Here is a 24,681-nt window from a genome sequence, read left to right as displayed (position 1 = left end):
CTAGTACGAGAGGACCGGAGTGGACGCACCGCTGGTGGACCAGTTATCATGCCAATGGTATAGCTGGGTAGCTAAGTGCGGAAGAGATAAACGCTGAAAGCATCTAAGCGTGAAACTCGCCTTGAGATGAGATTTCCCGGGGGTTTAACCCCCCTAAAGAGTCGTTCGAGACCAGGACGTTGATAGGACGGATGTGGAAGTGCAGTAATGCATTAAGCTGACCGTTACTAATTGCTCGTGAGGCTTGATCCTATAACCTTAAGACTTGAATTGCTTATTATTAAGTTAATGAGTAATCTAAGATGAAGGTTTGTTCTAAAGCTGATAATGTAATCAATACACCATTTGACCCCATACGAAAGTATGAAGACTTTACTTCTTCCAATTTGTTACAGACGCCTCATGAAAATGAGACGGCAACACAGCATAATCGCTTGTGTGTTTGGGTGAAAACCAGTAAACGCATGAGATACCAGTTATGCTTGGCGGCCATAGCGGTTTGGACCCACCCCTTCCCATCTCGAACAGGGCCGTGAAACGAACCAGCGCCAATGATAGTATGCTTTTTGCATGCGAAAGTAGGTCACTGCCAAGCTATTTATACCAAGTCATCTTCGATGGCTGACAATAAACCCTCCTCGTGAGGGTTTATTCGTTTCTAGAGCAGAAATTTTGTCAAATGCTCAAGCTGCGGTCTCACAATAGACAAGACCTTAATAGTACAGCTTAAGAATCAAGTGCGCTTTAATACATAAAGCTCTTAAGTTAGTCAGTCTTAAGCGGTGATATCAGCTAAAAGCATTGTGTTTTATATGTATATCACGATATAGTTAAGTCATGATTTAGGGAGTAACTTAGATGAAGGCACTTACTATATGCGTATTACTATTTATTTTTTCGCCCGCATTTGCTCAAACCACAGAAACTAATCGCGATAAATCGGTATGCAATCAGCATTGTTTACCAGTGAATTTGACGCGCGGTGCGCCAGATGAGCCATTAAAGCGCAGTAATCTACGCGATGATTTACTGCCTGGCAAACCGACAGACGATTTAAAACAAACTAAACAGCCTGATGATTTGTCGCGTGGTAAAGAGTCTGCGGTATTGGAGTCAGGCAAAAAAAGTGATGAATTAAGCCGTGGTCTAGATACGCGTCCTTTACAGTTTCGTCAAATTGGCGATGAATTAACGCGCGGTAAAGTCACTAATGATTTAACTACTGGTCAAAAGACAAATGATTTATCACATGGTGCGACTAGTGATATATTAACTATTGGTAAAGTCAGTAATGAGTTATCCCGTGGCAAAGAAACCGAACCATTAAGTCGTTGCGAATAAGCGTTAATTCTCAACGATTAAATCGGGTACATAGTTAAACGCTATTTTTACCTGAGACGCATATAGCGCATTATGCGCACCGCCCAGATAAATCGTATTTTTTCCGTATTTACTATTCAGTTTATCTACGGCTGAATTTAATTTCTTGTTCGTTTCTACTATTTCAGTTTCAAATAAGTCGACAATATACTCCTGATTATTAATAAAACTTGAGAATGAAATACCGACTGCTTGCGGAATCACTTTCTTGGCTGGATAATTTTTCCAAAGTGTTTCAAAAATATGCGTAATGCTTAATGTATTATCGGTGGGCGAACAATTCGCTTCAATCACCCAAGTCGGATGATTGGTAAACTTAACGCGCACATGTATTTTAGACGCGCGTAAATCGTAGCTACGCAAGCGTACACAGGCTTTTTGTAACAGTCTGTGCAAAACGGAAAGTGCGCCATGTTCCGTACGTAACTCTGGTGGAAGAACATGAGAGTGACCTAGGCTTTTTCTCTCATTGTTCAGACGTGTTACTTCAACGCCGCGCAATTTATCATACATACGCTCGCCTTCTACGCTTCCCCATGCGGCACGTAATTGCTGCTTATTCGCTGCATATAGCGCTTGCATGGTGGTTAAGCCAAAATGATTAAGTCGTTCTTCCATGCGCTTGCCAACGCCAGTCAAGTGTCTGGGTTTTAAGCTATAAAGTTTTTCAGGAATATCCTGTTGCTCGATGACAACGCAGCCATTGGGTTTTTGCATGTTGGAGGCAAGTTTTGCCAAAAAAGTATTCGGCGCAATACCTATTGAGCAATGAATAAATTCAAACTGTTTATTGATTTCACGCTTAATTTTTGCGGCGAGTTTAAGTGCATTTTCTTTTTGCTGTTGCGACCCCGTTAATTTGCACACCATTTCATCAATGGATAATACTTTTTCTACATGCGTGCAGGATTCTACAATTTCTATCAGCTTGTGGTGGTACTCTATGTAAAGTGGTGGTCTCGCTTCTACAAAAACCATGTTTGGGCAAAGCTTACGCGCGTCACGCACGCCTGTGCCGGTTTTAATGCCAAATGCTTTCGCCTCATAACTCGCTGCTATGCAGCAAGTCGTTTCCGCTAACACCGCTAAAACGCCAATTGGTTTGCCTCGTAAATCAGGACGCAATTGTTGCTCAATTGAAGCAAAGTAAGAGTTAAAATCAACGTATAAAGCGTTTAAAGACATGGTTAAATATTAAGAAATTTTAAAGTAAATGTAATGTTTTGAATGAAATGTTGACTAACTATTGTAAGACTATTAACCAGTAATTTAGGTCAATTTTTAATAAAAATTTAAAGGTGAGTATCATGAGCAATCAACAAATCGCAATTTTCGCAGGCGGCTGTTTTTGGTGCACAGAACCCGTTTTTAGCCAACTAAAAGGGGTTAACAAAGTGATTTCTGGCTATATTGGTGGTCATACGCTTAATCCTGATTACAAGCAGATTTGCAACGGCGATACAGGGCATGCAGAAGGCATACAGATTACTTTCGATGCAGACCAAGTGAGCTATGAAACTTTGTTAGAAGTATTTTTTATATCGCACGATCCAACTACGCCAAATCGCCAAGGTAACGATGTCGGCACGCAATATCGTTCTGCTGTGTTTTGCCAAAATGCTGCGCAACGTGAAGCGGTTGAAAAAAAGATTGTTGAGCTAAATGCAACACACACTTTTAATGCGCCGATTGTCACAGAAATCAATGGACCTGAAACGTTTTACCCAGCTGAAGATTATCACCAATATTACTTTGAAAAAAATCCAAATCAGCCTTATTGTTTGGCAGTAGCTGCGCCTAAAAAGGAAAAGGTACGCACAAAGTATTCAGACTTAATCAAAGATTTATCGCAAGATGCATAAGTTAGCTTAGGCCTTGCGACTTAATTTTGATCGCTTAGCCTTTGCTGCTTAACCCTTGCTAGTTAACCACTGCCTGCGCCAAAAAATCATAATCATGATCAGCGCAATAGATGCCATCAAGCCGATTGCCCACCAAAAGCCGTCGGCATGTTTTAACCATGGCATATTTTCAAAATTCATCCCAAAAATGCCAGAAATCAGCGTGGCTGGCATAAATAGCATGGTGACGACCGTTAATGCGCGCAATTCCAGATTCACGCGATTACTCATACTCGCCATATAAATATCCATCATGCCGCTTAAGTTGTCGCGGATCGATTCCAGTGATTCAATAAAATTCACTGTGTGGTCATACACATCGCGCAAATACGGCATGGTGCTTTCTTTAAAAAAGTCATTTTCATTGCGAATTAAGTTGTTAATCACCTCACGTAGCGGCCAAACTGCGCGACGCAACTCAACACTCACATGTTTAAGGTGATGAATGTTCTGTAACTCTGCATTCGATGGCCTAGATAACAAGGCTTCTTCTAATGTCTCACTGCATTCGCCTACATCTTCCAGCACGCTAAAATATCTATCCACCACGCTATCCAGCAACGCATAAGCCAGATAATCCACACCAAACTCGCGAATATGTGCGCGACTTGCGCGCATACGTGTACGTACCGGCTCAAAAATGCCAGTAGAGCGCTCTTGAAACGTCAACAGATAATCATGCCCCAAAATAAAACTAATCTGCTCAGTTTCCATACTGGTGTCGGTTTTATCATATTTAAAACTTTGTGTTTCAAAAAACACATAGTCGTCATATTCATCGATTTTTGGGCGTTGCTGCGTGTTAAGTATGTCTTCTTGCACTAATGGATGCAGATGAAACAAATCGCCAATTTGCTTAATCAACGCCGCATCATGCACACCATGAATATTCAGCCAAACTTTTTTGCCAGCATTGGTGTAATCTGTAAAGTTAAAACCTGCTAGCGTATGGGCGGTTAATTCATGTTCTATAAATTCAGCTGCGTTATAAACCGTCAACGTTATTGTCGGCTTAATCGTAGCGATATCTGTATCCATATTGCCCACATAAACCAATGAGCCTGGCGCCAAACCGATTTTTTTGGAAAGCTTGTTTTTTGATTTATGAGGACGGTTCTTTTTCATATTCAAACCTTATATTGAAATTGCGAATTGTTTATATTTTGAATGCTTCACCAATTGCCATAAAGTTGCCGCCTGCAATATGGTGGATGGTACGTAAGTCATCGTGACCATCAAAATGCCAATGGCCATCAGTGAACACGCGACTATCCGCTTGAGCCGCCACCACTTCAGCTAGAAATAAATCATAAATATCTTGAATAGGCGGCTGACTGATTATTTTACATTCTAGCCAAGCAACACAACCTCCTAGTAAAGGTGAGTCAATCTTTGTAGCAGGAAAAGTCGGTAATTCGAAAGCGAGAAGCTTGTTGTCTACCTCTTTGCCCAAAAGCTCACGCCCACTGCTCGAACCTACTTTTACTACCATTGCTGCTTGAGCATGACATGGCACATTGATGGCAAAACTGCCAGAAGCTTCCAGCAATTCACGAGTAAACGTATTTTTATCAATAACAATCGCGATTTTAGGCGGATCGAAATCCAAAGGCATATTCCAAGCTGCTGCCATCACGTTACACTTTTCACCATGCTGCGAAGAAACCAGAACAGTTGGCCCATGATTTAAAAGGCGATACGCTTTGTTTAATTCGACAGACTTAATCATAAAAAATACTCAATTATTTCTGCCAAGCATCCCGCAAAGTAACGGTGCGATTAAATACTGGCTTGCCAGTAACACTGTCTTTTTTATCTGCAACAAAATAACCGTGGCGTTCAAATTGGAATCTGTCTTCTGGCTTTGCATCTTTTAAGCTTGGTTCCAGTTGTGCAGTAATCACTGTTACAGAATCTGGATTTAAGTCATTCAAATAATCTCGGTCGCCTGAACCAGGATGCGCCTCTTTGAACAATCTGTCGTATAAACGAATCTCTGCCGCGTAAGCATGTTGCGCGCTTACCCAGTGAATATTACCTTTTACTTTTACGCTATCTGAACCCGGTGTGCCGGATTTTGTATCTGGCAGATAGTCGCAATGCACCACTGTGACCTTACCTGCAGCATCTTTTTCAAAGCCTGTACATTTCACCACGTAACCATAACGTAAGCGCACCATGCCATCTGGCGTTAATCTGAAAAAGCCTTTACTTGGCGTTTCCATAAAGTCTTCTGCTTCTATCCATAGTTCACGCGTTAATGGCACAACGCGTTTGCCTAACTCTGGTTTTAATGGATGGTTTGGTGCAAAGCAATCTTCTACCTTGCCAACTTCATAGTTATCAATCACCAACCTAATCGGATCTAACACGGCAATTCTGCGCTCTGCCGAATCATTTAGCACTTCGCGCATGCAATCTTCTAATATGGTGTATTCAATCCATGAATCCGCTTTGCTTACGCCTATTCTATCTGTGAATAATTTAAATCCTTCTGCCACATAACCACGGCGGCGTGCGCCAGCTAAAGTGGGCAAACGTGGGTCATCCCAACCTGAAACGTGTTTTTGCTCAACTAAATCGATTAACTTACGTTTTGATAGCACCACGTAGGTTAAGTTAAGGCGCGAAAACTCATATTGTTTTGGCAATGGGTTCGCCAACAAACCAGCTTCGGCAAGTCGCTCTAACAACCAATCGTAAAACGGGCGTTGATCCTCAAATTCCAGTGTGCAAATTGAGTGCGTAATTTGCTCTAATGCATCTTCAATTGGATGTGCAAACGTGTACATGGGGTAAATGCACCATGTGTCGCCTGTGTTGTGGTGATGCGCACGGCGTACGCGGTATATCGCAGGGTCACGCAAGTTGATATTAGGTGATGCCATATCAATTTTAGCGCGCAATATCAAACTGCCATCCGCATGTTTACCATCGCGCATTTCGCGGAATAATTGCAGATTTTCTGCTACAGTACGATTACGCCAAGGCGAGTCTGTGCCTGCCTCAGTTAATGTGCCGCGATTCGCACGCATTTCATCCGCACTTTGGCTATCCACATACGCGTGACCATTTTCAATCAAGCTTTCTGCTGCGCGGTACATAAAATCAAAATAGTTGCTGGCGAAATACAAATTGGATTCGCTGTCATTTTGCCAATCAAAACCTAACCACTTCACCGCATCAGAAATGCTATCTACGTATTCTTGGCTTTCTTTTTCTGGATTGGTATCGTCAAAACGCAGATGGCAAACGCCAGCATAATCGCGCGCTAAACCAAAGTTTAGAAAAATACTTTTTGCATGGCCAATATGCAGATAGCCGTTTGGTTCTGGCGGAAAACGGGTGCGGATTTTTGCTGAGTCTGGTTGACCTGCTGCTTGATGCGCTGCATCACCTGGGCTGCCTGCCCATTTTTTTGCGGCATATTTGTTATCAGCTAAATCGTGTTCAACAATGGCACGAATAAAGTTAGAACCTAATGGAAGTGGTGTTTTTTCTGCAGACATAGATGTTTTTGTATCGTTTTTTATAAGCTAATAATCACGATATTTTACACGCTTGAATTGCATTATGGCTGCTTTGATTTACTAAAGCCGCACGCATCTGCTGTGATAAAATTTGGCTGATAGAACAAACCCATATGAATAAACTAACTTTCCCCATTTTACAATTGCTATCTGATGGCCAGTTTCATTCTGGTGAGGCGTTGGCACAGCAGTTTAAAGTGACGCGCGCCACGATTTGGAATGCGATTAAGCAAGCCGAAGGGTTGGGCGTTACCATTTTTTCAGTGCGCGGTCGCGGCTATAAATTACCGCAAGCGATTGATTTTTTAGATAAAAATTTAGTGTTAAGTGCAATTGGTGAACAGCGAGAATGGTTTAACTTAATCATTTTAGATGAAGTCGCTTCTACCAATACGTATTTGATGCAACAAAAAAACGTGCCGCACGCGACTTGTGTAGCCGCCCACATTCAAACCAGCGGTAAAGGCAGGCGCGGCCGTACTTGGGTTTCGCAATTGGGGGCAAGTTTAACTTTTTCTTTAGTATGGCGTTTTCAATGTGGTGCGGCGGCTTTATCTGGCTTAAGTTTGGCTGTCGGCGTGGCATTAATGCGTACATTAGCGAGTCTTGGCATTAATCAGGCACAATTGAAATGGCCGAATGATGTGTTAATCGATGGCAAAAAACTGGCTGGGATTTTAATTGAGTTACAAGGCGATTTAGATGGGCCAAGTACCGCGGTGATTGGCATCGGTATTAATTTGAATCTGCCAAAAGTGGTGATTGAAAGTATTGACCAGCCGACAACTGATTTGCAAAAATCATCTCATCATCAGATTAACCAAAATATTCTATTGGGTACGTTATTAAAGCATTTGGCAGATGTATTAAATAGTTTTGAACAGCTTGGCTTTGTTGGCTTGCGGGATGAATGGCTAAGTTATCACGCTTATCATAATCAGGCGGTGCGTATGTTAATGCCGAATGCTACCGAAGTATTTGGCGTGGTAAAAAATGTGGCGGATGATGGCATTTTGATGGTGCAAACCTCACTTGGATTGCAGCGTTTTTCAGCTGGCGAGATTTCGTTAAGACCTTTAACTGCAGGAGATTCTGCGTAATGTTATTAGTGATTGATAGCGGTAATACGCGCACCAAATGGGCGTTGGTCAATAGCGCTGGCGTGATGCAAGCGACAGAAGTTTGTATAAATATTGATTTGAGTAAATCGACATTAGCACAAGCTGCGCAAAAAGCCAGCAAAGTGTTGATTGCGAATGTGGCGGGCGAATCAGTCGCGCAGCAAATCGCACAGTTAGTTGCGCCATTAAACACGTATTTCGTTGTGGCAAAACAGCAGGCTTGTCATGTGATTAACCAATATGAGCAAGCCGAAAAACTGGGTGCTGATCGTTGGGCGGCGCTGATTGCGGCTTGGCATATAACTCAGCAAGCGACTTTAGTCGTGAATGCGGGCACGGCAATCACTATCGATGCTCTAGTTAAAAGTGACCAAGACAATAAAGCGGTGTTTTTGGGCGGTACTATCATGCCAGGTTTGCGCTTGATGCAAACCGCATTAACGCAAAACACAACACAATTACAAGTGGGTGAGGGTGGTTTTAGTCTTTTCCCAACCAATACGCAGGATGCGATTCAAACAGGCTGCTTAAATTCAGCCGTTGGTGCGATTGCCGTACAGTGGCAGCAACTGCAAAAATACAGTGATTGTTCGCCTAAAATCATTATTAGCGGTGGTGATGCTTCTGCAATTTTTGCGGCATTAATCGCACATTTAAACGTAAGCGAAAAACAGGTTATGATGGCAGAAAATCTTGTACTGCAAGGTTTAGCAATATTAGAGAAAGAAACGATATGAAGTGGCTGTTGTGGTTTTTGCTGTTAGTTAATGCAGGTTTGTTAGTGTATTTTAATATCGATAAGATTGCGCCACCACCAACTGTGGTGACTAACGAAATTTCACCCGAAAAACTCAAGATACTAGACCAAGTAGCGTTACAAGCTATGCCGAAGAAAGTGGCTGCTTTGCCTGTTGCTCCTTTGCCTGCTAACGCTATGCCAGTTAATCCAGCGACTGAAGCAACTGCGACAAGTTGTTACGAATGGGGTAATTTTACCGCCAGCAATTTGCCATCCGCACAAGTGGCCTTGGTTAAATTGGGCTTAAACGGAGTTGCCAAAATAGCAGAACCACCGCAAACCGAGAGACGTTTTTGGGTGTATTACCCGCCTTTAAAAAATGCAAAGCTTGCGCAAGAAAAGGCAGATGAAATTAAGGCGTTAGGTGTGGGTGAGATATTTGTTGTGCAAGATTCGCAATGGCGTCATGCGATTTCTTTTGGCTTGTTTCAAGATGAAAAGTTAGCAACCAATTTATTAAATGATTTACTAGCCAAAGGCGTAAAAGGTGCGACTAAAGCCTTGCGTAGCCCTGGTAAAAATATTTCCAGTTTATTGATTAAAGCCGTTACGCCAGAAGCGGCATTGGAATTACAAAAAATCAGCCCAGAATTTGTAGGCAGTGAATTGAGAGTGGCGGCTTGTTCTTAGGGAATTTTTAAGCAAAAAAATGGGTTAAGTATGCTTAGTGCGTATGCTTTTAAATGACTGGACTTAACCAATTATTAGCATGAATATTTAATAAACGTATGCCCAAATTAACGATGTTAATTTGGGCATACGTTGGTCATTCTCTAGTCAGTTCATATTCAAATAAAGCACTTATTCCGCCTAGTTCAGGCAGATAACTACCTTTTTTTGATGTACAAATCCGTTATCGTGCCTTCTTTCATTTCTGCGGCAAAGCAAATGGTTTCTGATAAGGTTGGATGTGCGTGAATGGTTAAGCCTAAATCATGCGCATCTGCACCCATTTCAATCGCTAACACGGCTTCTGCCAACAATTCGCCTGCGTTTACACCCACAATGCCCGCACCGATTAAGCGATGTGTGGTTTTGTCAAAAATCAATTTAGTTGTGCCTTCGGTGCGGGCAATCGAGATAGCACGACCACTTGCAGCCCAAGGAAAGCTGGCTTTTTCATATTCGATACCTTTGGCTTTAGCTTCGATTTCCGTCACGCCAGCCCAAGCGATTTCTGGGTCTGTGTAAGCAACGGATGGAATGCAAGCAGCTTGAAACTCTACTTTATGACCTGCAATCACTTCCGCGGCGACTTTACCTTCATGCGTGGCTTTGTGCGCCAGCATAGGTTGGCCGACGATATCGCCGATGGCAAAGATATGCGCTACGTTTGTGCGCATTTGTTTATCGACTGCAATAAATCCGCGCTCATCTACAGCAACGCCAGCTAATTCTGCACCAATGTTTTTTCCATTTGGACGGCGACCGATTGATACTAAAACACGGTCATATAGTTGAGGCTCTTTTGGAGCATCTTGGCCTTCAAAACTGACCAAAATTCCCTCTTTTTTGGCTTCCATTTTTGCCACTTTGGTTGAAAGCATGATGGCTTCAAAGCGTTTTTCCATGCGTTTTTGCAGTGGGCGCACTAAGTCACGGTCGCAACCTTGTACTAAACCATCTGTAAATTCGACCACGCTGACTTTTGTGCCTAGTGCATCATAAACGGTACCCATTTCCAAACCGATAATGCCGCCGCCGATGACTAGCATGCGTTTTGGAATATCCGCCAACGCCAACGCACCTGTCGAATCCATGATGCGCTCATCACTCGCTGTCGCTTGGTCTAAACCAGGAAATTTAGTCGCTTGTGAACCTGCCGCGATAATAGTGTTTTCAAAGCCAACAGTTGTGACTTTGCCAGCGCTATCGGTGACTGCGATTTGATTTGCGCTGGTAAATGCGCCAACGCCTACAACAACGGTAACGCCGCGTTGTTTTGCCATTTGTGCAAGGCCGCCGGTAAGCTTGGCGACCACATCGTTACTTTTCCAGTTGCGTAGCGCGTCTAAATCAATATTTGGCGAACTAAAACTCACGCCATGATGCGCTGTTTCTTCAGCTTCTGTAATGACTTTGGCTGTATGTAATAAAGCTTTAGACGGGATGCAGCCTACGTTTAAACAAACGCCGCCCAATGTTGGATAACGTTCAATTAACACCACTTTTAAGCCAAGATCAGCAGCGCGGAAAGCAGCGGTATAACCGCCAGGGCCAGAGCCTAGAACGACGACTTGTGTATCGATATCGCTACTGCCAATCGTTGAAACAGTTTTAGGATTTGCATCATTTTTAGCAGCAGCGTTACTAGGTGCGCTTTCTGTAGCAGATGTTTCTGCTTTAACTGCAGTTGTATTTTGTGTGGATTCTGATGCGCTTACGGCAACGGCTGTTTCAACAACCAAAATCGCTGAACCCTTAGCGACTTTATCGCCCACTTTGACTTTTATTTCTTTCACTACGCCGTCATGCGAAGATGGAATATCCATCGATGCCTTATCTGACTCAACCGTGATTAATGAATCTTCCTTAGCAATCGTGTCACCGACTTTTATTAATACTTCGATGATATCAACGCTGTCAAAATTGCCAATATCGGGGACTAATACATCCACTAAATCGCTCATGCTTACCCTTTGTTTACATCTAAAGAAATTAGAGTGATTTTATCATTAAAGTGCGAGTTTTAAGCTTTAAAAGGGCAGCTTTCAAAACAGAACTTTAGTTAGAGCAGAAATAGATTAATTGGTGAATATAGCGTGCAAGGCTTATGTTTGAAGTTCAATAGAAAGTGCTTATAGTCCAGATTCGGCTGGACTATAAGCAAAATTAAATTGCGACAAATTAAGTGGATATTTAGCCTGAAATTGCGATTACTCTACTTTAATACCCATTGCAGATTTAAGATCGTTTGCGGCTGTTATGTCTAAAACATTCAGTGCAGCAACCATATTTAAGGCTTCAATTCGTTTGCCATTTTGCTCTGCAATCAAGCCTAAATAATAAAGTGCACTAGCGTGATTACTATTGGTCGCAACCACTTGCTTTAAATGTAGTTCTGCATAAGCGGTATTTTTTAAACTATATTCTGCTACGGCGCAATAATATAAAGCTTCAATCGTATTCGGCTCTTTTTCTGCCCACTGTGCTGCAATCTTATTTAGCTCTGCCCAATTTTCAGTTTTAAGTGGTTGCACGACACGCATAAAGAACGGCCATTTTTCTTCAGACTCTGCCCAGAATGCTAACTCACTCATACTAGTGACGCTTTGTTCCGGTTGATTGAGGAGTTTTTTCACCCATTCGACAGACATGTTGTAGTAAAAAGCATTGCGGCCTGGGCTTTTAACGGTGATGATTCCCACTAGATTACCCGCTTCGTCAAACATGCCGCCGCCACTATCGCCTAGCCTGAAAGCGTTGCTGGCTCTGATAACCACACTGTCATCCATTGGATAGAGCCCTTTGACAAAGCCAAAAGTACCATTTGGACGTGGTGAAAAACTGGCAAAACCGACCGTATAAACGGGTTGCTCGTATTTAAGGTTTTCGCTAGACCCAATATTAGTTGCTGGTGCGATTAAACCTTCCGTTTTTAATATGCATAAATCGTGGTGCCAGTCTGACTTAAGTGCGCTGGCGCTATAGTTTTCATTATTGGTATTCACGCTGACAGACACTGCATTAGCGATAACATGGCAATTGGTGACTACTTGGTCTTTTGCCACCACCACGCCAGAACCCAATCCGTATGCACCATTGGCAAGAGCCACTTGCACTTTGACGACATGCGTACTAATCTTTTGTACTAATTCATCTGTTGGTTCAGCATAGATAGGCGTTGCTGTTAGTAAAGACAAGCCTAAAAGTAAGCCAGTGGAAAAAAATAATGCAGGAGCAAGCGTAGGAACAAACATGGTCATGATAATCCCCAATCGTTAGTCATCAAGCAAAAATGCGCGCTTAATAATACTTAGCAATAGTCGTACCAGTTTGATCAGACAAAATTACAGGGGATTTGGATGGATTTACATCCATTAAGCTGCAGAAGTAGCAGGTTAATGGATGATTTTTAAGAATTTCGCACTAAAACAGTGCGATTTTTTGCTGCAGTTGGACTAAAGTAATAAGCGACGTACGTCAGATAACATCATGCGCATATGACTAGTAAAGCGCGCGCCATCGGCACCATCAACCACGCGATGGTCGTAGGAAAGTGACATCGGCAAGATTAAGCGCGGTTCAAAAGCTTTGGTCTTCGCATCGTAAACTGGCTGCATTGATGAGCGTGAAACGCCTAAAATCGCTACTTCTGGGCAGTTAATGATTGGCGTAAACATTGTGCCGCCAATGCCGCCAAGGCTGGAAATGGTAAAGCAACCGCCTTGCATTTCTTCTACTTTTAACTTGCGCTCGCGCGCTTTGGTGGATAACTCACCCAAATCGCGCGCGATATCCAGCACATCTTTTTGCTGCACATCTTTCACTACTGGCACGACTAAACCGTCTGGCGTGTCGCAGGCAAAGCCGATATTGAAGTAATTCTTTAAGATCAAACTATCGCCATCAGGTGAAAGCGACGAATTGAAATTTGGATAAGCTTTTAATGCATTTACAGAAGCTTTAATTAAAAATGCCAACATGGTGAGCTTAACGCCACGTTTTTCAGCATCCGCTTGCATGGACTTTCTAAAGTCTTCTAAATCCGTGATATCTGCTTCGTCAAACTGCGTGACGTGTGGTGCAGTAACCCAGTTTCTATGTAAGTTTGCGCCAGATATTTTTTTAATACGTGACAGCGGTTTGTTTTCAATATTGCCAAACTGGCTGAAATCAATCACTGGCATTGGAAGCGTAGCCAAGCTGCCTAATCCTGCACCCATATTTTCAGTGCGCGGTTTGGCTAGTTCGCCTTTTACGAATGCTTGTATATCGGCTTGTGTGATGCGATCCTTTGCTGCGCTACCCTTAACAAACGCCAAGTTAACACCTAATTCACGTGCAAATTTACGCACAGAAGGGCTAGCGTGTGAAGTTTTGCCGCCATTAATCACAACGCTTTCACCTACTGGCAAAGGCTGGTGTGCCGGTTGTACTTGTTTTGCTGGTTCTGGGGCAGGGCGTGACGCTTCTGGAATAGCTGCTGCAATCTCTGCTTTTGGTGCGCTAGCTGGCGCTACTTTTGCCTCTGTAGGCGCAACCGCTGGTTTACTTTCGGCTGCAGCATCCGCTTCTATAGTTAATATCAAATGGCCTTGTGCGATTTTATCGCCCACTTTTAATTTGACCTCTTTCACCACACCAGCAAATGGCGCAGGAATATCCATTGACGCTTTGTCAGATTCCACTGTAAGGAGTGAATCGTCTTTGGCAATCGTGTCGCCTGCTTTTACCAGTACTTCAATCACATCAACGCTATCGAAGTTGCCAATATCAGGCACTAAAACATCTTGTAAACTCATTATTAACTCCAGCCAGCAGGCCTTAATTTAAGCATTAAACCGTTGTTGGATTTGGTTTATTTGCATCCAATTTATATTTTTTAACCGCTTCCGCTACTTTAGCGGCTGGCAATTTTCCTTCATCGCTCAGCGCTTTTAAAGCGGCGACTGTGATGTAACGGGAATCCACTTCAAAGAAATCACGCAATGCTTCGCGGCTGTCAGAACGGCCATAGCCATCAGTACCCAATGCGACGAATTTGTTCGGCACAAAGCGTTGAATCTGTTCAGCAAAACTTTTCATGTAATCAGTTGAAGCGATCACTGGGCCTTTTGCGTCTTTTAAGCTCTCTGCCACATAATTCAAGCGTTGTGGTTTTTCAGGGTTCAGCATATTCCAACGCTCGCAATCCAAGCCTTCGCGGCGTAACTCGGTGAAGCTGGTTGCACTCCATACATCGGCTGACACGCCCCAGTCTTTTTCTAGCAACTCGGCTGCCGCGATGACTTCGCGCAAGATAACGCCGCTACCCATCAATTGTACTTTCTCACCTTTAGCTTTTGATTTACTAAAGCTGTATAGGCCTTTCAAAATGCCTTGTTCCGCGCCTGCAGGTAGTGCAGGGTGGCTATAGTTTTCATTCATCAAGGTGATGTAGTAATACACATCTTCTTGATTCTGTACCATGCGACGCAAGCCTTCTTGAATAATCACGGCTAATTCATAAGCAAATGTCGGGTCGTAAGAAACACAATTTGGAATCGTGGCAGACATTAAATGGCTATGACCATCTTCATGCTGTAAGCCTTCACCATTTAGCGTGGTTCTACCAGCTGTTGCGCCTAGCAAGAAGCCGCGTGCACGGCTATCGCCGGCTGCCCAAGCCAAGTCACCAATACGTTGGAAACCGAACATGGAGTAGAAGATGTAGAACGGAATCATCTGCACACCTGTGACGCTGTACGATGTTGCTGCCGCGATCCAGCTTGAGAATGAACCAGCTTCGTTAATGCCTTCTTCTAAAATCTGACCGTCTTTAGACTCTTTGTAATACATCACTTGATCAGAATCCATTGGCTCATACAGCTGACCCAAATGCGAGTAAATGCCCAACTGACGGAACATGCCTTCCATGCCGAATGTACGGGCTTCATCTGGCACGATTGGCACTACAAATTTGCCCAGCGTTTTATCGCGTAGTAGTGTCGATAAAATACGCACAAAAGCCATCGTGGTCGATATTTCGCGTTCACCCGTGGCAGTTAACATGTTTTCGAAAGCAGAAAGTGCTGGCACAGTTAACTCGTTACCCTTGCGGCGACGTTGCGGCACAAAACCACCCATCGCAGCACGGCGTTCCGCCATGTATTTCACTTCTGGCGAATCTTCCGCTGGCTTGTAGAAACTTAAGTTTTCAACTTGCTCATCAGTAAGCGGTAAATCAAAACGATCACGGAATTTTTTCAGTGATTCAATATCCATACTCTTTTGTTGATGCGTGGTATTTTGGCCTTCGCCTGCATCGCCCATACCATAGCCTTTTACAGTTTTGGCTAAAATGACGGTTGGTTGACCTTTATGATTAACCGCTGAATGGTATGCGGCATACACTTTATGCGGATCGTGACCGCCACGGTTCAAGCGCCAAATGTCTTGGTCGCTCATTGCGGCAACCATTTCTTTTAATTCTGGATATTTACCAAAGAAATTTTCACGCGTATAAGCGCCACCTTTGGCTTTAAAGTTCTGGTATTCACCATCCACGCATTCTTCCATGCGTTTTTTTAGAATGCCGTCTTTGTCCATCGCTAGTAACGGATCCCAATACGAACCCCACACCACTTTTAATACATTCCAGCCAGAACCGCGGAAATCAGATTCTAATTCTTGAATGATCTTGCCGTTGCCGCGAACCGGGCCGTCTAAGCGCTGCAAGTTACAGTTAATCACAAAAATCAAATTATCTAATTTTTCGCGTGAAGCCAATGAAATAGCGCCCAATGATTCAGGCTCGTCCATTTCGCCATCGCCGCAGAATACCCACACTTTACGGTCGCTAGTGTCAGCGATGCCGCGGTCATGCATATATTTTAGAAAGCGTGCTTGGTAAATGCCTTGAATTGGACCTAAGCCCATTGAAACTGTTGGAAATTGCCAGAAATCAGGCATTAACCATGGATGTGGATAACTAGATAAACCATTGCCGCCAGTCTCTTGACGGAAGTTATCCATTTTATCTTCAGGAATTAGCCCCTCTATAAAGGCGCGTGCATAAACACCTGGCGATGAATGGCCTTGGAAGTAAACACAGTCACCACCGAAGTTTTCATTCGGCGCACGGAAGAAATAGTTAAAGCCCGTATCATATAAAGTCGCGGCTGATTGAAAGCTCGCAATATGACCACCAACCCCCGGCGATTTTTCATTGCCGCGTAGTACGGTCATAATCGCATTCCAGCGCACCAATGCACGAACACGACGTTCCATTTCTGGATCGCCTGGCAAACGTTGCTGTAAGTGGGTTGGGATTGTATTTACATAAGCGGTTGTGGCGTTGTAAGGCAAGTTGCTGCCTGAGCGGCGCGCCTTGTCAATCATGGCCTCTAGCAAAAAGTGCGCACGTTCCGTGCCTTCATTTTCTATAACGGCGGTAAGTGCATCTAACCATTCCTGTGTCTCTAATGGATCGGTTTCTACTAATTTGTTTTGCGTGTTCGAGGTCATGCAGGGATAGTCTCCGTTGAGAGTGCTTGAGTTGGTATAATACAAGCAACTAGTTAAATGCAAGCAGGCTTCTAGATTTATATAATTTAAGTTTATATAAACGGGATGAACTGGCTTGATTTAATGCAATCAATTAAAGACGCTAGTGTGGCTTTTTTAGGCTTTTTGGTCAAGTTAAACGCGTGTGTTAGCCAGTGTTTTTAAAAGATTTGCTAGGTTTGTCTTACATTATATATAAGAGTTAAGGAAGTTTAAATGTCGGTAAAATTAAGTCAATTTGCAGAAATAAGCGATGAAAAGACGTTATCTTCGCAGAAACACAGCCTTTTTGTATTGGATGAAGCGGCTGAAAACAAGCACGTTTTTAGCGATTTACTGCAAAGTAAGCTCAAACGCAGCCAGGCAGAATATAAAAGTTTAAACAAAACGCCGGTTACTTTAGATTTACCTAACGGCGGCGTGGCTAGTTTTGTAGTGTTAACTCAAAATTTAACTGTGTTCCAAAAACACACTTTATTGCGCAAAGCGGTTAAGCCTTTGTTGGATGAAAATCCTGAAAGTTTGGCTATTAATGTTTATGGCGATGAGGTTGCGCGCGAAACCAATGCCTGTGCCGCTTATTATGTGACGGCAGTGAATGCTGCAGAATTGCCTAGTCGCAAAAACGCTAAAAATAAGCAAGGTAATAAACATACGCCATTAAAAGAGATCAGTATTTATGGCTACAAAGCAGCGAATGATTATGCCGAAGTGAATGTGCGTGTTGCGGCTAATACATTGTGCCGCAGCTTAACAATATTGCCGCCAAATGAGTTAACACCTGCGATCTATCGTGAAAAAGTAAGCGTATTAGCAAAACAATATGGCTGGCAGCATGAAGAGTTTGATATGCCTGCGTTAAAGAAAATGGGCGCGGGCGCTTTTTATGCGGTTGGGCAAGGCAGTGAGCCAATGGATGCAGCGATTGTGCATCTCACTTACAGCCACGTAAATCCTAAAAAGCATATTGCGCTGGTGGGTAAAGGTATTTGTTTTGATACGGGCGGACATAACCTTAAACCTGCGAAATATATGCAAGGTATGCACGAAGATATGAACGGCAGTGCAGTTGCGCTGAGCGTTTTGCAAGCAGCAACTGAAATGAAGCTAGAAGTGAAAATCGACTGCTGGTTGGCAATTGCGCAAAACCATATTGGACCGTTGGCTTATAAACAAAATGACGTGGTGACTGCATTAAATGGTATGAGTATTGAGATTGTGCATACCGATGCGGAAGGTCGCATGGTGTTGGCGGATACATTAACGCTTGCTAGCAGACAAAAACCGGATGTGATTTTAGATTACGCCACTTTAACTGGCAGCATGGCGGCTGCGTTAAGCGATCGCATGAGTGGGATTCTGGCCAATCGTCCGGAATTATCTCAACTGGCAGTTGCAGCAGGTGCAGCGGCGGGTGAGCGCATTGTGGCTTTTCCAAATGAAGAAGATTTTGACAGTGACTTGGAAAGTGATATTGCAGATATTAAGCAATGCACTTTAGAAGGCGGCGGCGACCATATTCATGCCACACGTTTTATGGGTAATTTTATTGAAAATGATGTGGCGTGGTGTCATGCTGATTTGTCCAGTACCAATCGCAAAGGCGGTTTGGGCGCGGTGCAAAGTGATGTGAATGGTTTTGGTGTTGGGTTCGCGCTGGAGATGATTAAGGCATTAATTCGCCAATAAGGTTTGTGTTAACTAAGATAGCTTGAAAATTAAACAGCAAGAGCTTTAATATTTAAGTGTTTTTTAAAAGTTAGCGAGGAGATGTATGGAAAATTTGGATTGGCTGGCAAGCTTTCCAGCGTTGATGCAACTTGAAGCACCTGCACGGGATATTTTGACAAAGTCTGCCCGGATTGTAGAAGCGCCCATCGGCACGGTTGGTTATCGTGAAGGCGGTGTTTGTGGCGCTTATGTGATGCGCCTTGCTGGACAATCACGCGTATATAAAATGTCTACCAGTGGCCGTGAAATTTTGCTTTATCGCGTGGCAGCGGGTGAAACCTGCGTGATTACGACTACCTGTTTATTGGGCAATAGTAACTATCCCGCTTCTACTATTGTAGAAGAACCGATTCGTGATGTGATTATTCCAACGGCTGCTTTCAATCAGCTGATGATTGATTCGCCTGTATTTCGTCGATTTGTGATGACGAATTATGGTGCATTGATTAGCGATTTAATCGTGTTGCTGGATGAAGTGGCTTTTCACAGTTTAGATGCAAGGTTGGCAAAATTGCTGCTGGATGCGAATAACACGACGATTAGTCGCACGCATCAATTAATGGCAGATGAGCTGGGCACAGCGCGTGAAGTGGTCAGCCGCCAATTAAAACGTTTTGAGCAAAAATCTTGGGTTGCACTTGGGCGCGGGCACGTAGAAATCAGTAATCGCGCCGCATTGGAAAAATTAGCCAGCAGTTAAAAGACCTTTAAGCTTTCTATTAGGCAATATTCAAATTATATAAATATGAATGTTAAATTCAAAGGTTCAATCCAATGTTTAAGCAAATATTCGATGATGCATCATCGACTTATACCTATTTAATTGTTGATGATGCGACGCAAGAAGCGGTGATTATCGACCCAGTTGCTAGCCATATTGATGCCTATATTCAACTGATTAATGAGCTGAATTGCCATTTAAAATATGCATTAGAAACGCATGTGCATGCCGACCATATTACTGCCAGCGGTATGTTAAGAGAGTACTTTTCGCTGCAAACTGGTGCAAGCGCGCTATGCGGCGTTTACACCGCTGATATGCAATTGAACGATGGTGATGTTTTATTGATCGGTCAGCAGGAAGTCAAAGTGATCGCAACGCCAGGACATACAGCTGGCGCTATTTCATATTGGTGGAATGATAGAATTTTTACTGGCGATAGTTTGTTAATCAATGGTTGTGGGCGCACCGATTTTCAGGGTGGCGACGCCGGAACGCTGTACGACAGCATCACAAATCGCCTTTTTACTTTACCCGATGAAACGCTGGTTTATCCCGCGCATGATTACAACGGTAAGCAGGTGAGTTGCGTAGGACAAGAAAAAAATACCAATCCACGATTCGTTAACAAAAGTCGTGATGCGTTTATTCAATTAATGGATGCACTGGATTTGCCAAAACCTGACTTAATCGATGTTGCCGTGCCAGCTAATCGTATGGAAGGTATTTGGGAAGGAAGTATTCAACAAGGTTAACACTCAAAATAGCTTTAAAAATACAGTTAAAAATAGGGTTAAGTACAGACTTAACCCTATTTTTTGCGCAATATTAAATTAAGCCGTTTATTTAAGTTGTGCCGCCTGCATTTTGCAAACTGCTGCTTGTTTTGCAGCCACCAAATTAACTGGTTCATCTGCTTCTATTGCTGCTGTAACTTTGCAATCAAGACATTTGCCTTTAACGGTATCAAAACCTTTCACTGTATTTAAGCCTTTTACGTTTTTAAAAATAGCATCATCTACATCCGCATCAGTGAGATTCGCGCCAGTTAAATCGGCGCCAGTTAAGTCGGCTTTGGCTAAATCGGCACGATACAGATTCGCGCCACGCAAATTCGCATTTCTTAGATCGCCAAATCGAAATGCGGCGATATTCAAATCAGCATTCTCGAAATTCGCGCCTGAAAAATTTCCGCCAACTGAATCAAATTTCATTTGTCCCATTGGCTGGTTGCCCATATCCAAACCAAAGCGACCATTGTGAATATCTGCGCCGCTCATATCCACTTTGCCCAGCGTGCCGATCATGCGTGCATTGGTTAGGTTGGCGCCTTTGAAATTGGTTTTGTCAAAAATAGCCTGAAAGATAATCGCGTTGGTTAAATTGGCATTGGTGAAATCAGCATTTTCTAAACGCGCTAGATTTAAGTAAGCGCCTTTTAAATTTGCGCCAATCAATTTAGCACCTTTTAATTCTGCGCCAAAAAAACTCACGTTTTCAAGATTGCAATGACTGAGGTCTAAACCGTTAAAAATCAAATAGCCGGCATCTTTATTTTGCAGCGTACAAGTTTTGCTGTTTATTTGACTTAACGCATCTGCTTGGCTAATTTTTTCACGCTCTGGTTCTGCGTTATTGGCATAAAAAACTGTGGCCTTTGCAATCATATTATCTTGATCGAACAGAAAAGAGTCGCGCGCGCCATCATTACTGAAACAATAAGTTTTACCTTTATATAATTCGTTAATTGCGCAATCGGTTTGATGGAATGTGTTTCTGGATAAGCCGTTTGTGCAGTAATTGGCAAATTCTCCTGCCAATGCGCTGGTGGCAAAAAGCACACTAAATCCTATTAACCAGCAATTGATGAGCATGCGCATTACACTTTTCAATGTCAAATTTTGCAACCTTAAATTTATCATTTGGAACTCCGGTTAAGTAATGTGCGTGTGGCAATGTGAAGTGAGTATAGGCGCAATAAAGTTAGCGACAGTGACTTTGGTTACATTGCACTTTTATATCTATTACTGCAAATTCCATTTCTTTAATCTAATCACTGTTTGAATCAATTCACTAAGTAAATTCATTAGTTTTAAATTATTTATAAAGCGCAGTCGTCAAACCGCTTATGAGTCCGTTTAGTGAGTATCTGCGTAGATTTTATGATTTGATTTAACAGCGCAGAGACAAAAAAACAGGAGATTAAAATGCGTCAAACATTATTATTGGGTTTAGTTGTGGCAACGATCGCAATGCCAGCTTTGGCGGATGATGATTATCAAGATAGAGCGCGCGTGATTTCAGTGACGCCGCAAGTGGAGCGTGTGAATAGCCCACGCCAAGAATGCAGTACAGAATATGTGCGCGAAACATATTATGAAGCGCCACAGCGCTCATTAGGTGGTGCGATTCTAGGTGGCTTAACGGGTGGATTGGTCGGTAGCCGATTCGGCGGTGGTAACGGACGTATCGCCACTGCGGCGATTGGTGCCGGTGTTGGCGCAATCGTGGGTGACCGCATTGATAATAATGGCCAAGCGAATGGTCGCGAGCGTGTACAAACTCGCCCAGTAGATCGTTGCGTTACGGTTGATAATTGGCAGACTGTGAACGCTGGATATTTGGTGAATTATGAATATAACGGACGCCAATATTCAACGGTGATGGATAGAGATCCAGGTCCGTATGTACCTTTGCAGGTTGCGGTGAGAGCGTCTGGCGGGAATGTTTATAATGCCGATTGGGATGACGGAAACAGAGGTCGCGGAAATGGACATCGTAAAAACCAAGACCGTCGTTATTGGTAATTTGTAGCAAGCATTTAAATAGCTAGTTAAAGCCGCGCCAACTTAGTTGGTTGCGGCTTTTTTTATTGGAGTTGATCAACGATTTGTTAAAAATTATTTATTGATAAATTGCTTGTAAATAAGGTTAACTATTGAAAATCGGACAAGGTATTAATGAAGTGATTGAAATACTTCAGTGTTAAAATCACGCCATGCTCGATTTTATTAAAAAACTGTTTCAACCCACACTTCCCAATGCAGCCATTGCTTGGCAACAAGCAGGTAATAATGCTGGGAACACTTATTGGCTGTATGCCGCGCCTGTTCATCTAGTGTTACAGCGCGATAGTTTTAGTTTGGCAGAACCAGTGCCGCAGCCTCTGAAACAACATGAAATAGATGCACTGACAGCAGATTTGAATGCGCATTTTGCTAGTGATAATAAGCAGTTTTTTTGGCATGAGGATAGTTGGTTTCTACGCTTGCAGCACAATCCTCAAATCGATACCACGCATCCGCAATTGGCTATTAATAAAAATATCACGCCGTTTATGCCGACAGGCGAAGGCGCAATGGCGTGGGCGAGCTTTCAAAATGAAGTGCAAATGCTGCTTTTTGCGCATCCAATTAATGCCGCACGCGAGCTAAAGAAAATGACGATGATCAACAGCATTTGGTGTTACGGTGGCGGGCAAGTCCATGCAAATTAAAGCGCGTCAATTTAACGCTGTCGTCGTTGAGGCATTAGCGGCGATTGGCACAAATCCACTATTGGCAAGGCTTTTCTCCTCGCGTGGTGTGACCAATAAAAATGAACTAGAAACATCGTTAAGTTTGATTATTCCGCCAGATCAATTAACTAATAATACGCAAATGGCTAAATTATTAGCCGATGCGCTTATCGCCAATAAAAAAATTCTGGTGATTGGCGATTATGATGCAGATGGTGCAACGGCCACCGCTGTGGCGGTAAAAGGTCTACGCCAACTTTGTCAAATTTTAGAGTCAACGGCGCAAATAGATTTTTTAGTGCCAAACCGTTTTGAATACGGATATGGGTTAACACCTGAAATCGTTCAACTTTCTGCAACAAACGCACAATTTGGTTCAAGCACACAAAAGCCCGATATTTTAATCACCGTAGATAACGGTATCGCAAGTGTTGATGGCGTTTTAACGGCGAATCAATTAGGCATGCAAGTATTGATTACCGACCATCATTTACCTGGCGACATTACGCCGGCGGCAGCTTGCATTGTGAATCCGAATCAACGTGGCTGCGATTTCGCTAGTAAGAATCTAGCTGGTGTGGGCGTCATGTTTTATGTGTTGCTGGCTTTGCGTGCAGAATTAAGAACGCGCGGTGAATTCATAGGTAAAACCGAGCCTAACTTAACCGAATTGCTGGATTTAGTTGCCTTAGGCACAGTGGCGGATTTGGTTAAATTAGATGCGAATAATCGTATTTTGGTTGAGCAAGGTTTACGCAGAATCCGCGCGGGTGCTTGTAGTGCGGGCATTACCGCTTTATTGCAAATTGCAGGAAAATCCGCCGAAAAAGTCACCGCGCAAGATTTAGGTTTTTATGTTGGGCCAAGACTAAATGCCGCTGGCAGGTTAGATGATATGTGTTTAGGTATTGCCTGTTTATTGGCTGAAAGTGCCGATGATGCGATGCAAAAAGCAGAAACTTTGCAGGCGCTGAATATGGAACGGCGCAATATCGAAGCCGATATGCAAGATAGCGCATTGACGACTTTGGATGCGATTGATGTCAGCCAGCAATTTAGCATTAGTTTGTTTAATGCAGATTGGCATCAGGGCGTGATTGGTATTTTGGCTTCACGATTAAAAGAGCGATATCATCGCCCGGCGATTGTGTTTGCAGAAGCTGGCGATGGCTTGCTGAAAGGTTCTGGTCGGTCTATTTCCAGCCTGCATTTGCGCGATGCGCTGGATTTAATAACCAAACGCCAGCCTGACTTAATCATCAAGTTTGGCGGCCATGCGATGGCGGCTGGTTTAAGTATCAAACAAACAGATTTTGAAGTTTTTGAAAAAGCGTTCGAAACAGTGGTGCGTGAACTGTTGACGGAAGCCGATCTGCAAGCGGCGATTGAAACTGACGGTGGTTTGCAAGGCAACGAAATGAATCTGGCTACCGCACAGTTGTTGTCTAAACAAGTGTGGGGGCAGGGTTTTAATCAGCCATTATTTTTTGATGCTTTTAAAGTGGTTAACCAGCGCATTGTGGGTGAAAAACATTTAAAGTTATTGTTGGAAAAAGACCAAAAGCGCTTTGATGCGATTTATTTTAACCATCATGATGATTTACCAGAAAATATTTCGGCAGTTTATGCACTAGATGTAAATGAATATAAAGGCCTGCAAACCGTGCAGTTACAGTTAAAACATGTTGAGTTAAAGCCTATTGAATTAGCCAGTGGTTTGAACTGATTAGCAAAGACGCATCAAACAGAGCGGGTAAATGGTGGTTTTTACAG

Annotated in this window: 20 protein-coding genes and 2 rRNA genes; 13 read left to right on the top strand and 9 right to left on the bottom strand. The window is 43.1% G+C overall.

The genetic code is table 11. The annotated features are described in order from the left end of the window. From METVE_RS0112550 to METVE_RS0112540, 3 genes are all read left to right on the top strand, one after another. A 23S ribosomal RNA gene (locus METVE_RS0112550) occupies window positions 1–252 on the top strand; the annotation flags it as partial. Window positions 253–481: 229 nt separating this feature from the next. Beyond that, window positions 482–595, top strand: a 5S ribosomal RNA gene (gene rrf / locus METVE_RS0112545). A 263-nt stretch (window positions 596–858) separates the two neighbouring features. Further along, a complete protein-coding gene (locus METVE_RS0112540; RefSeq protein WP_020168838.1) occupies window positions 859–1,341 on the top strand; it encodes a hypothetical protein in 483 nt (160 codons plus the stop codon). Window positions 1,342–1,344: 3 nt separating this feature from the next. On the opposite strand, the gene METVE_RS0112535 is transcribed toward METVE_RS0112540, so the two are convergent. Then, complete coding sequence (locus METVE_RS0112535) at window positions 1,345–2,565, bottom strand: DNA polymerase Y family protein (protein ID WP_020168837.1); 1,221 nt, start codon at window positions 2,563–2,565, stop codon at window positions 1,345–1,347. A 122-nt stretch (window positions 2,566–2,687) separates the two neighbouring features. Between METVE_RS0112535 and msrA the strand changes: the two genes are divergently transcribed. Continuing rightward, window positions 2,688–3,242: a peptide-methionine (S)-S-oxide reductase MsrA gene (gene msrA / locus METVE_RS0112530; protein WP_020168836.1), complete on the top strand. Its 555-nt coding sequence runs from the start codon at window positions 2,688–2,690 to the stop codon at window positions 3,240–3,242. Window positions 3,243–3,290: 48 nt separating this feature from the next. On the opposite strand, the gene corA is transcribed toward msrA, so the two are convergent. From corA to METVE_RS0112515, 3 genes are read right to left on the bottom strand one after another with little or no spacing between them, the layout of a single operon-like run. Beyond that, a complete protein-coding gene (gene corA, locus METVE_RS0112525) occupies window positions 3,291–4,406 on the bottom strand; it encodes a magnesium/cobalt transporter CorA (protein ID WP_020168835.1) in 1,116 nt (371 codons plus the stop codon). Window positions 4,407–4,437: 31 nt separating this feature from the next. Then, entirely contained in the window at window positions 4,438–5,010 is a 573-nt protein-coding gene (locus METVE_RS0112520; RefSeq protein WP_020168834.1) for a flavin reductase family protein, read from the bottom strand. Between the two features lie 13 nt (window positions 5,011–5,023). Beyond that, window positions 5,024–6,790, bottom strand: coding sequence for a glutamine--tRNA ligase/YqeY domain fusion protein (locus METVE_RS0112515; RefSeq protein ID WP_020168833.1), 1,767 nt, complete (start codon window positions 6,788–6,790; stop codon window positions 5,024–5,026). Window positions 6,791–6,924: 134 nt separating this feature from the next. Here METVE_RS0112515 and METVE_RS0112510 point away from each other — a divergent pair, with 134 nt between their 5' ends. From METVE_RS0112510 to METVE_RS0112500, 3 genes are read left to right on the top strand one after another with little or no spacing between them, the layout of a single operon-like run. Beyond that, the gene (locus tag METVE_RS0112510; protein ID WP_020168832.1) at window positions 6,925–7,911 is read left to right on the top strand and encodes a biotin--[acetyl-CoA-carboxylase] ligase; all 987 of its coding nucleotides are present in this window, start codon (window positions 6,925–6,927) and stop codon (window positions 7,909–7,911) included. Next, window positions 7,911–8,669 carry a type III pantothenate kinase gene (locus METVE_RS0112505; protein ID WP_020168831.1) on the top strand — a complete coding sequence of 253 codons (759 nt, stop codon included), beginning with the start codon at window positions 7,911–7,913 and terminating at the stop codon, window positions 8,667–8,669. The genes METVE_RS0112510 and METVE_RS0112505 overlap by 1 nt, the downstream gene beginning before the upstream one ends. Then, window positions 8,666–9,361, top strand: coding sequence for a hypothetical protein (locus tag METVE_RS0112500; RefSeq protein WP_020168830.1), 696 nt, complete (start codon window positions 8,666–8,668; stop codon window positions 9,359–9,361). The genes METVE_RS0112505 and METVE_RS0112500 overlap by 4 nt, the downstream gene beginning before the upstream one ends. A 197-nt stretch (window positions 9,362–9,558) precedes the next feature. Here METVE_RS0112500 and lpdA read toward each other — a convergent pair whose 3' ends face one another. The 4 genes from lpdA to aceE form a co-directional block, all read right to left on the bottom strand. Continuing rightward, the gene (gene lpdA, locus METVE_RS0112495; RefSeq protein ID WP_020168829.1) at window positions 9,559–11,361 is read right to left on the bottom strand and encodes a dihydrolipoyl dehydrogenase; all 1,803 of its coding nucleotides are present in this window, start codon (window positions 11,359–11,361) and stop codon (window positions 9,559–9,561) included. Window positions 11,362–11,607: 246 nt separating this feature from the next. Further along, window positions 11,608–12,657 (bottom strand): S1 family peptidase, encoded by a 1,050-nt coding sequence (locus METVE_RS0112490; RefSeq protein ID WP_020168828.1) that lies wholly within the window; start codon window positions 12,655–12,657, stop codon window positions 11,608–11,610. 195 nt (window positions 12,658–12,852) lie between these two features. Next, window positions 12,853–14,196: a dihydrolipoyllysine-residue acetyltransferase gene (gene aceF, locus METVE_RS0112485; protein ID WP_020168827.1), complete on the bottom strand. Its 1,344-nt coding sequence runs from the start codon at window positions 14,194–14,196 to the stop codon at window positions 12,853–12,855. A 34-nt stretch (window positions 14,197–14,230) separates the two neighbouring features. Next, on the bottom strand, window positions 14,231–16,900 hold the full coding sequence (gene aceE / locus METVE_RS0112480) for a pyruvate dehydrogenase (acetyl-transferring), homodimeric type (protein ID WP_020168826.1): 2,670 nt from the start codon (window positions 16,898–16,900) through the stop codon (window positions 14,231–14,233). A gap of 255 nt (window positions 16,901–17,155) precedes the next feature. Here aceE and METVE_RS0112470 point away from each other — a divergent pair, with 255 nt between their 5' ends. From METVE_RS0112470 to METVE_RS0112460, 3 genes are all read left to right on the top strand, one after another. Continuing rightward, window positions 17,156–18,628 (top strand): M17 family metallopeptidase, encoded by a 1,473-nt coding sequence (locus METVE_RS0112470; protein ID WP_020168824.1) that lies wholly within the window; start codon window positions 17,156–17,158, stop codon window positions 18,626–18,628. Window positions 18,629–18,713: 85 nt separating this feature from the next. Then, window positions 18,714–19,370, top strand: a complete 657-nt coding sequence (locus METVE_RS0112465; protein ID WP_020168823.1) for a Crp/Fnr family transcriptional regulator — start codon at window positions 18,714–18,716, stop codon at window positions 19,368–19,370. 74 nt (window positions 19,371–19,444) lie between these two features. After that, complete coding sequence (locus METVE_RS0112460; protein WP_020168822.1) at window positions 19,445–20,146, top strand: MBL fold metallo-hydrolase; 702 nt, start codon at window positions 19,445–19,447, stop codon at window positions 20,144–20,146. A gap of 87 nt (window positions 20,147–20,233) precedes the next feature. Here the strand turns inward: METVE_RS0112460 and METVE_RS0112455 are convergent, their stop codons facing one another. Then, window positions 20,234–21,289 (bottom strand): pentapeptide repeat-containing protein, encoded by a 1,056-nt coding sequence (locus METVE_RS0112455; RefSeq protein ID WP_232496454.1) that lies wholly within the window; start codon window positions 21,287–21,289, stop codon window positions 20,234–20,236. Window positions 21,290–21,598: 309 nt separating this feature from the next. Here METVE_RS0112455 and METVE_RS0112450 point away from each other — a divergent pair, with 309 nt between their 5' ends. From METVE_RS0112450 to recJ, 3 genes are all read left to right on the top strand, one after another. Then, the gene (locus METVE_RS0112450) at window positions 21,599–22,198 is read left to right on the top strand and encodes a glycine zipper 2TM domain-containing protein (protein WP_020168820.1); all 600 of its coding nucleotides are present in this window, start codon (window positions 21,599–21,601) and stop codon (window positions 22,196–22,198) included. Between the two features lie 191 nt (window positions 22,199–22,389). Further along, window positions 22,390–22,887: a hypothetical protein gene (locus METVE_RS0112445; protein WP_020168819.1), complete on the top strand. Its 498-nt coding sequence runs from the start codon at window positions 22,390–22,392 to the stop codon at window positions 22,885–22,887. Beyond that, complete coding sequence (gene recJ / locus METVE_RS0112440) at window positions 22,877–24,634, top strand: single-stranded-DNA-specific exonuclease RecJ (RefSeq protein WP_020168818.1); 1,758 nt, start codon at window positions 22,877–22,879, stop codon at window positions 24,632–24,634. Before METVE_RS0112445 ends, recJ begins: the two co-directional genes overlap by 11 nt. The last annotated feature ends 47 nt before the right edge of the window (window positions 24,635–24,681 follow it).

This window comes from Methylotenera versatilis 79, from assembly GCF_000384375.1.
Classification (GTDB): Bacteria; Pseudomonadota; Gammaproteobacteria; order Burkholderiales; family Methylophilaceae; genus Methylotenera_A; species Methylotenera_A versatilis_B.
This window is presented reverse-complemented; position numbering and strand designations above follow the sequence as displayed.

Bases quoted from the DNA above. Each gene is read 5' to 3' on its own strand.
- METVE_RS0112540 (WP_020168838.1), top strand. From the start codon at position 859: ATGAAGGCACTTACTATATGCGTATTACTATTTATTTTTTCGCCCGCA.
- METVE_RS0112505 (WP_020168831.1), top strand. From the start codon at position 7,911: ATGTTATTAGTGATTGATAGCGGTAATACGCGCACCAAATGGGCGTTG.
- METVE_RS0112445 (WP_020168819.1), top strand. From the start codon at position 22,390: ATGCTCGATTTTATTAAAAAACTGTTTCAACCCACACTTCCCAATGCA.
- aceE (WP_020168826.1), bottom strand. From the start codon at position 16,900: ATGACCTCGAACACGCAAAACAAATTAGTAGAAACCGATCCATTAGAG.
- METVE_RS0112500 (WP_020168830.1), top strand. From the start codon at position 8,666: ATGAAGTGGCTGTTGTGGTTTTTGCTGTTAGTTAATGCAGGTTTGTTA.
- METVE_RS0112515 (WP_020168833.1), bottom strand. From the start codon at position 6,790: ATGTCTGCAGAAAAAACACCACTTCCATTAGGTTCTAACTTTATTCGT.
- msrA (WP_020168836.1), top strand. From the start codon at position 2,688: ATGAGCAATCAACAAATCGCAATTTTCGCAGGCGGCTGTTTTTGGTGC.
- METVE_RS0112490 (WP_020168828.1), bottom strand. From the start codon at position 12,657: ATGACCATGTTTGTTCCTACGCTTGCTCCTGCATTATTTTTTTCCACT.
- METVE_RS0112510 (WP_020168832.1), top strand. From the start codon at position 6,925: ATGAATAAACTAACTTTCCCCATTTTACAATTGCTATCTGATGGCCAG.
- METVE_RS0112450 (WP_020168820.1), top strand. From the start codon at position 21,599: ATGCGTCAAACATTATTATTGGGTTTAGTTGTGGCAACGATCGCAATG.
- METVE_RS0112520 (WP_020168834.1), bottom strand. From the start codon at position 5,010: ATGATTAAGTCTGTCGAATTAAACAAAGCGTATCGCCTTTTAAATCAT.
- METVE_RS0112460 (WP_020168822.1), top strand. From the start codon at position 19,445: ATGTTTAAGCAAATATTCGATGATGCATCATCGACTTATACCTATTTA.
- lpdA (WP_020168829.1), bottom strand. From the start codon at position 11,361: ATGAGCGATTTAGTGGATGTATTAGTCCCCGATATTGGCAATTTTGAC.
- METVE_RS0112535 (WP_020168837.1), bottom strand. From the start codon at position 2,565: ATGTCTTTAAACGCTTTATACGTTGATTTTAACTCTTACTTTGCTTCA.
- METVE_RS0112465 (WP_020168823.1), top strand. From the start codon at position 18,714: ATGGAAAATTTGGATTGGCTGGCAAGCTTTCCAGCGTTGATGCAACTT.
- METVE_RS0112470 (WP_020168824.1), top strand. From the start codon at position 17,156: ATGTCGGTAAAATTAAGTCAATTTGCAGAAATAAGCGATGAAAAGACG.
- aceF (WP_020168827.1), bottom strand. From the start codon at position 14,196: ATGAGTTTACAAGATGTTTTAGTGCCTGATATTGGCAACTTCGATAGC.
- recJ (WP_020168818.1), top strand. From the start codon at position 22,877: ATGCAAATTAAAGCGCGTCAATTTAACGCTGTCGTCGTTGAGGCATTA.
- corA (WP_020168835.1), bottom strand. From the start codon at position 4,406: ATGAAAAAGAACCGTCCTCATAAATCAAAAAACAAGCTTTCCAAAAAA.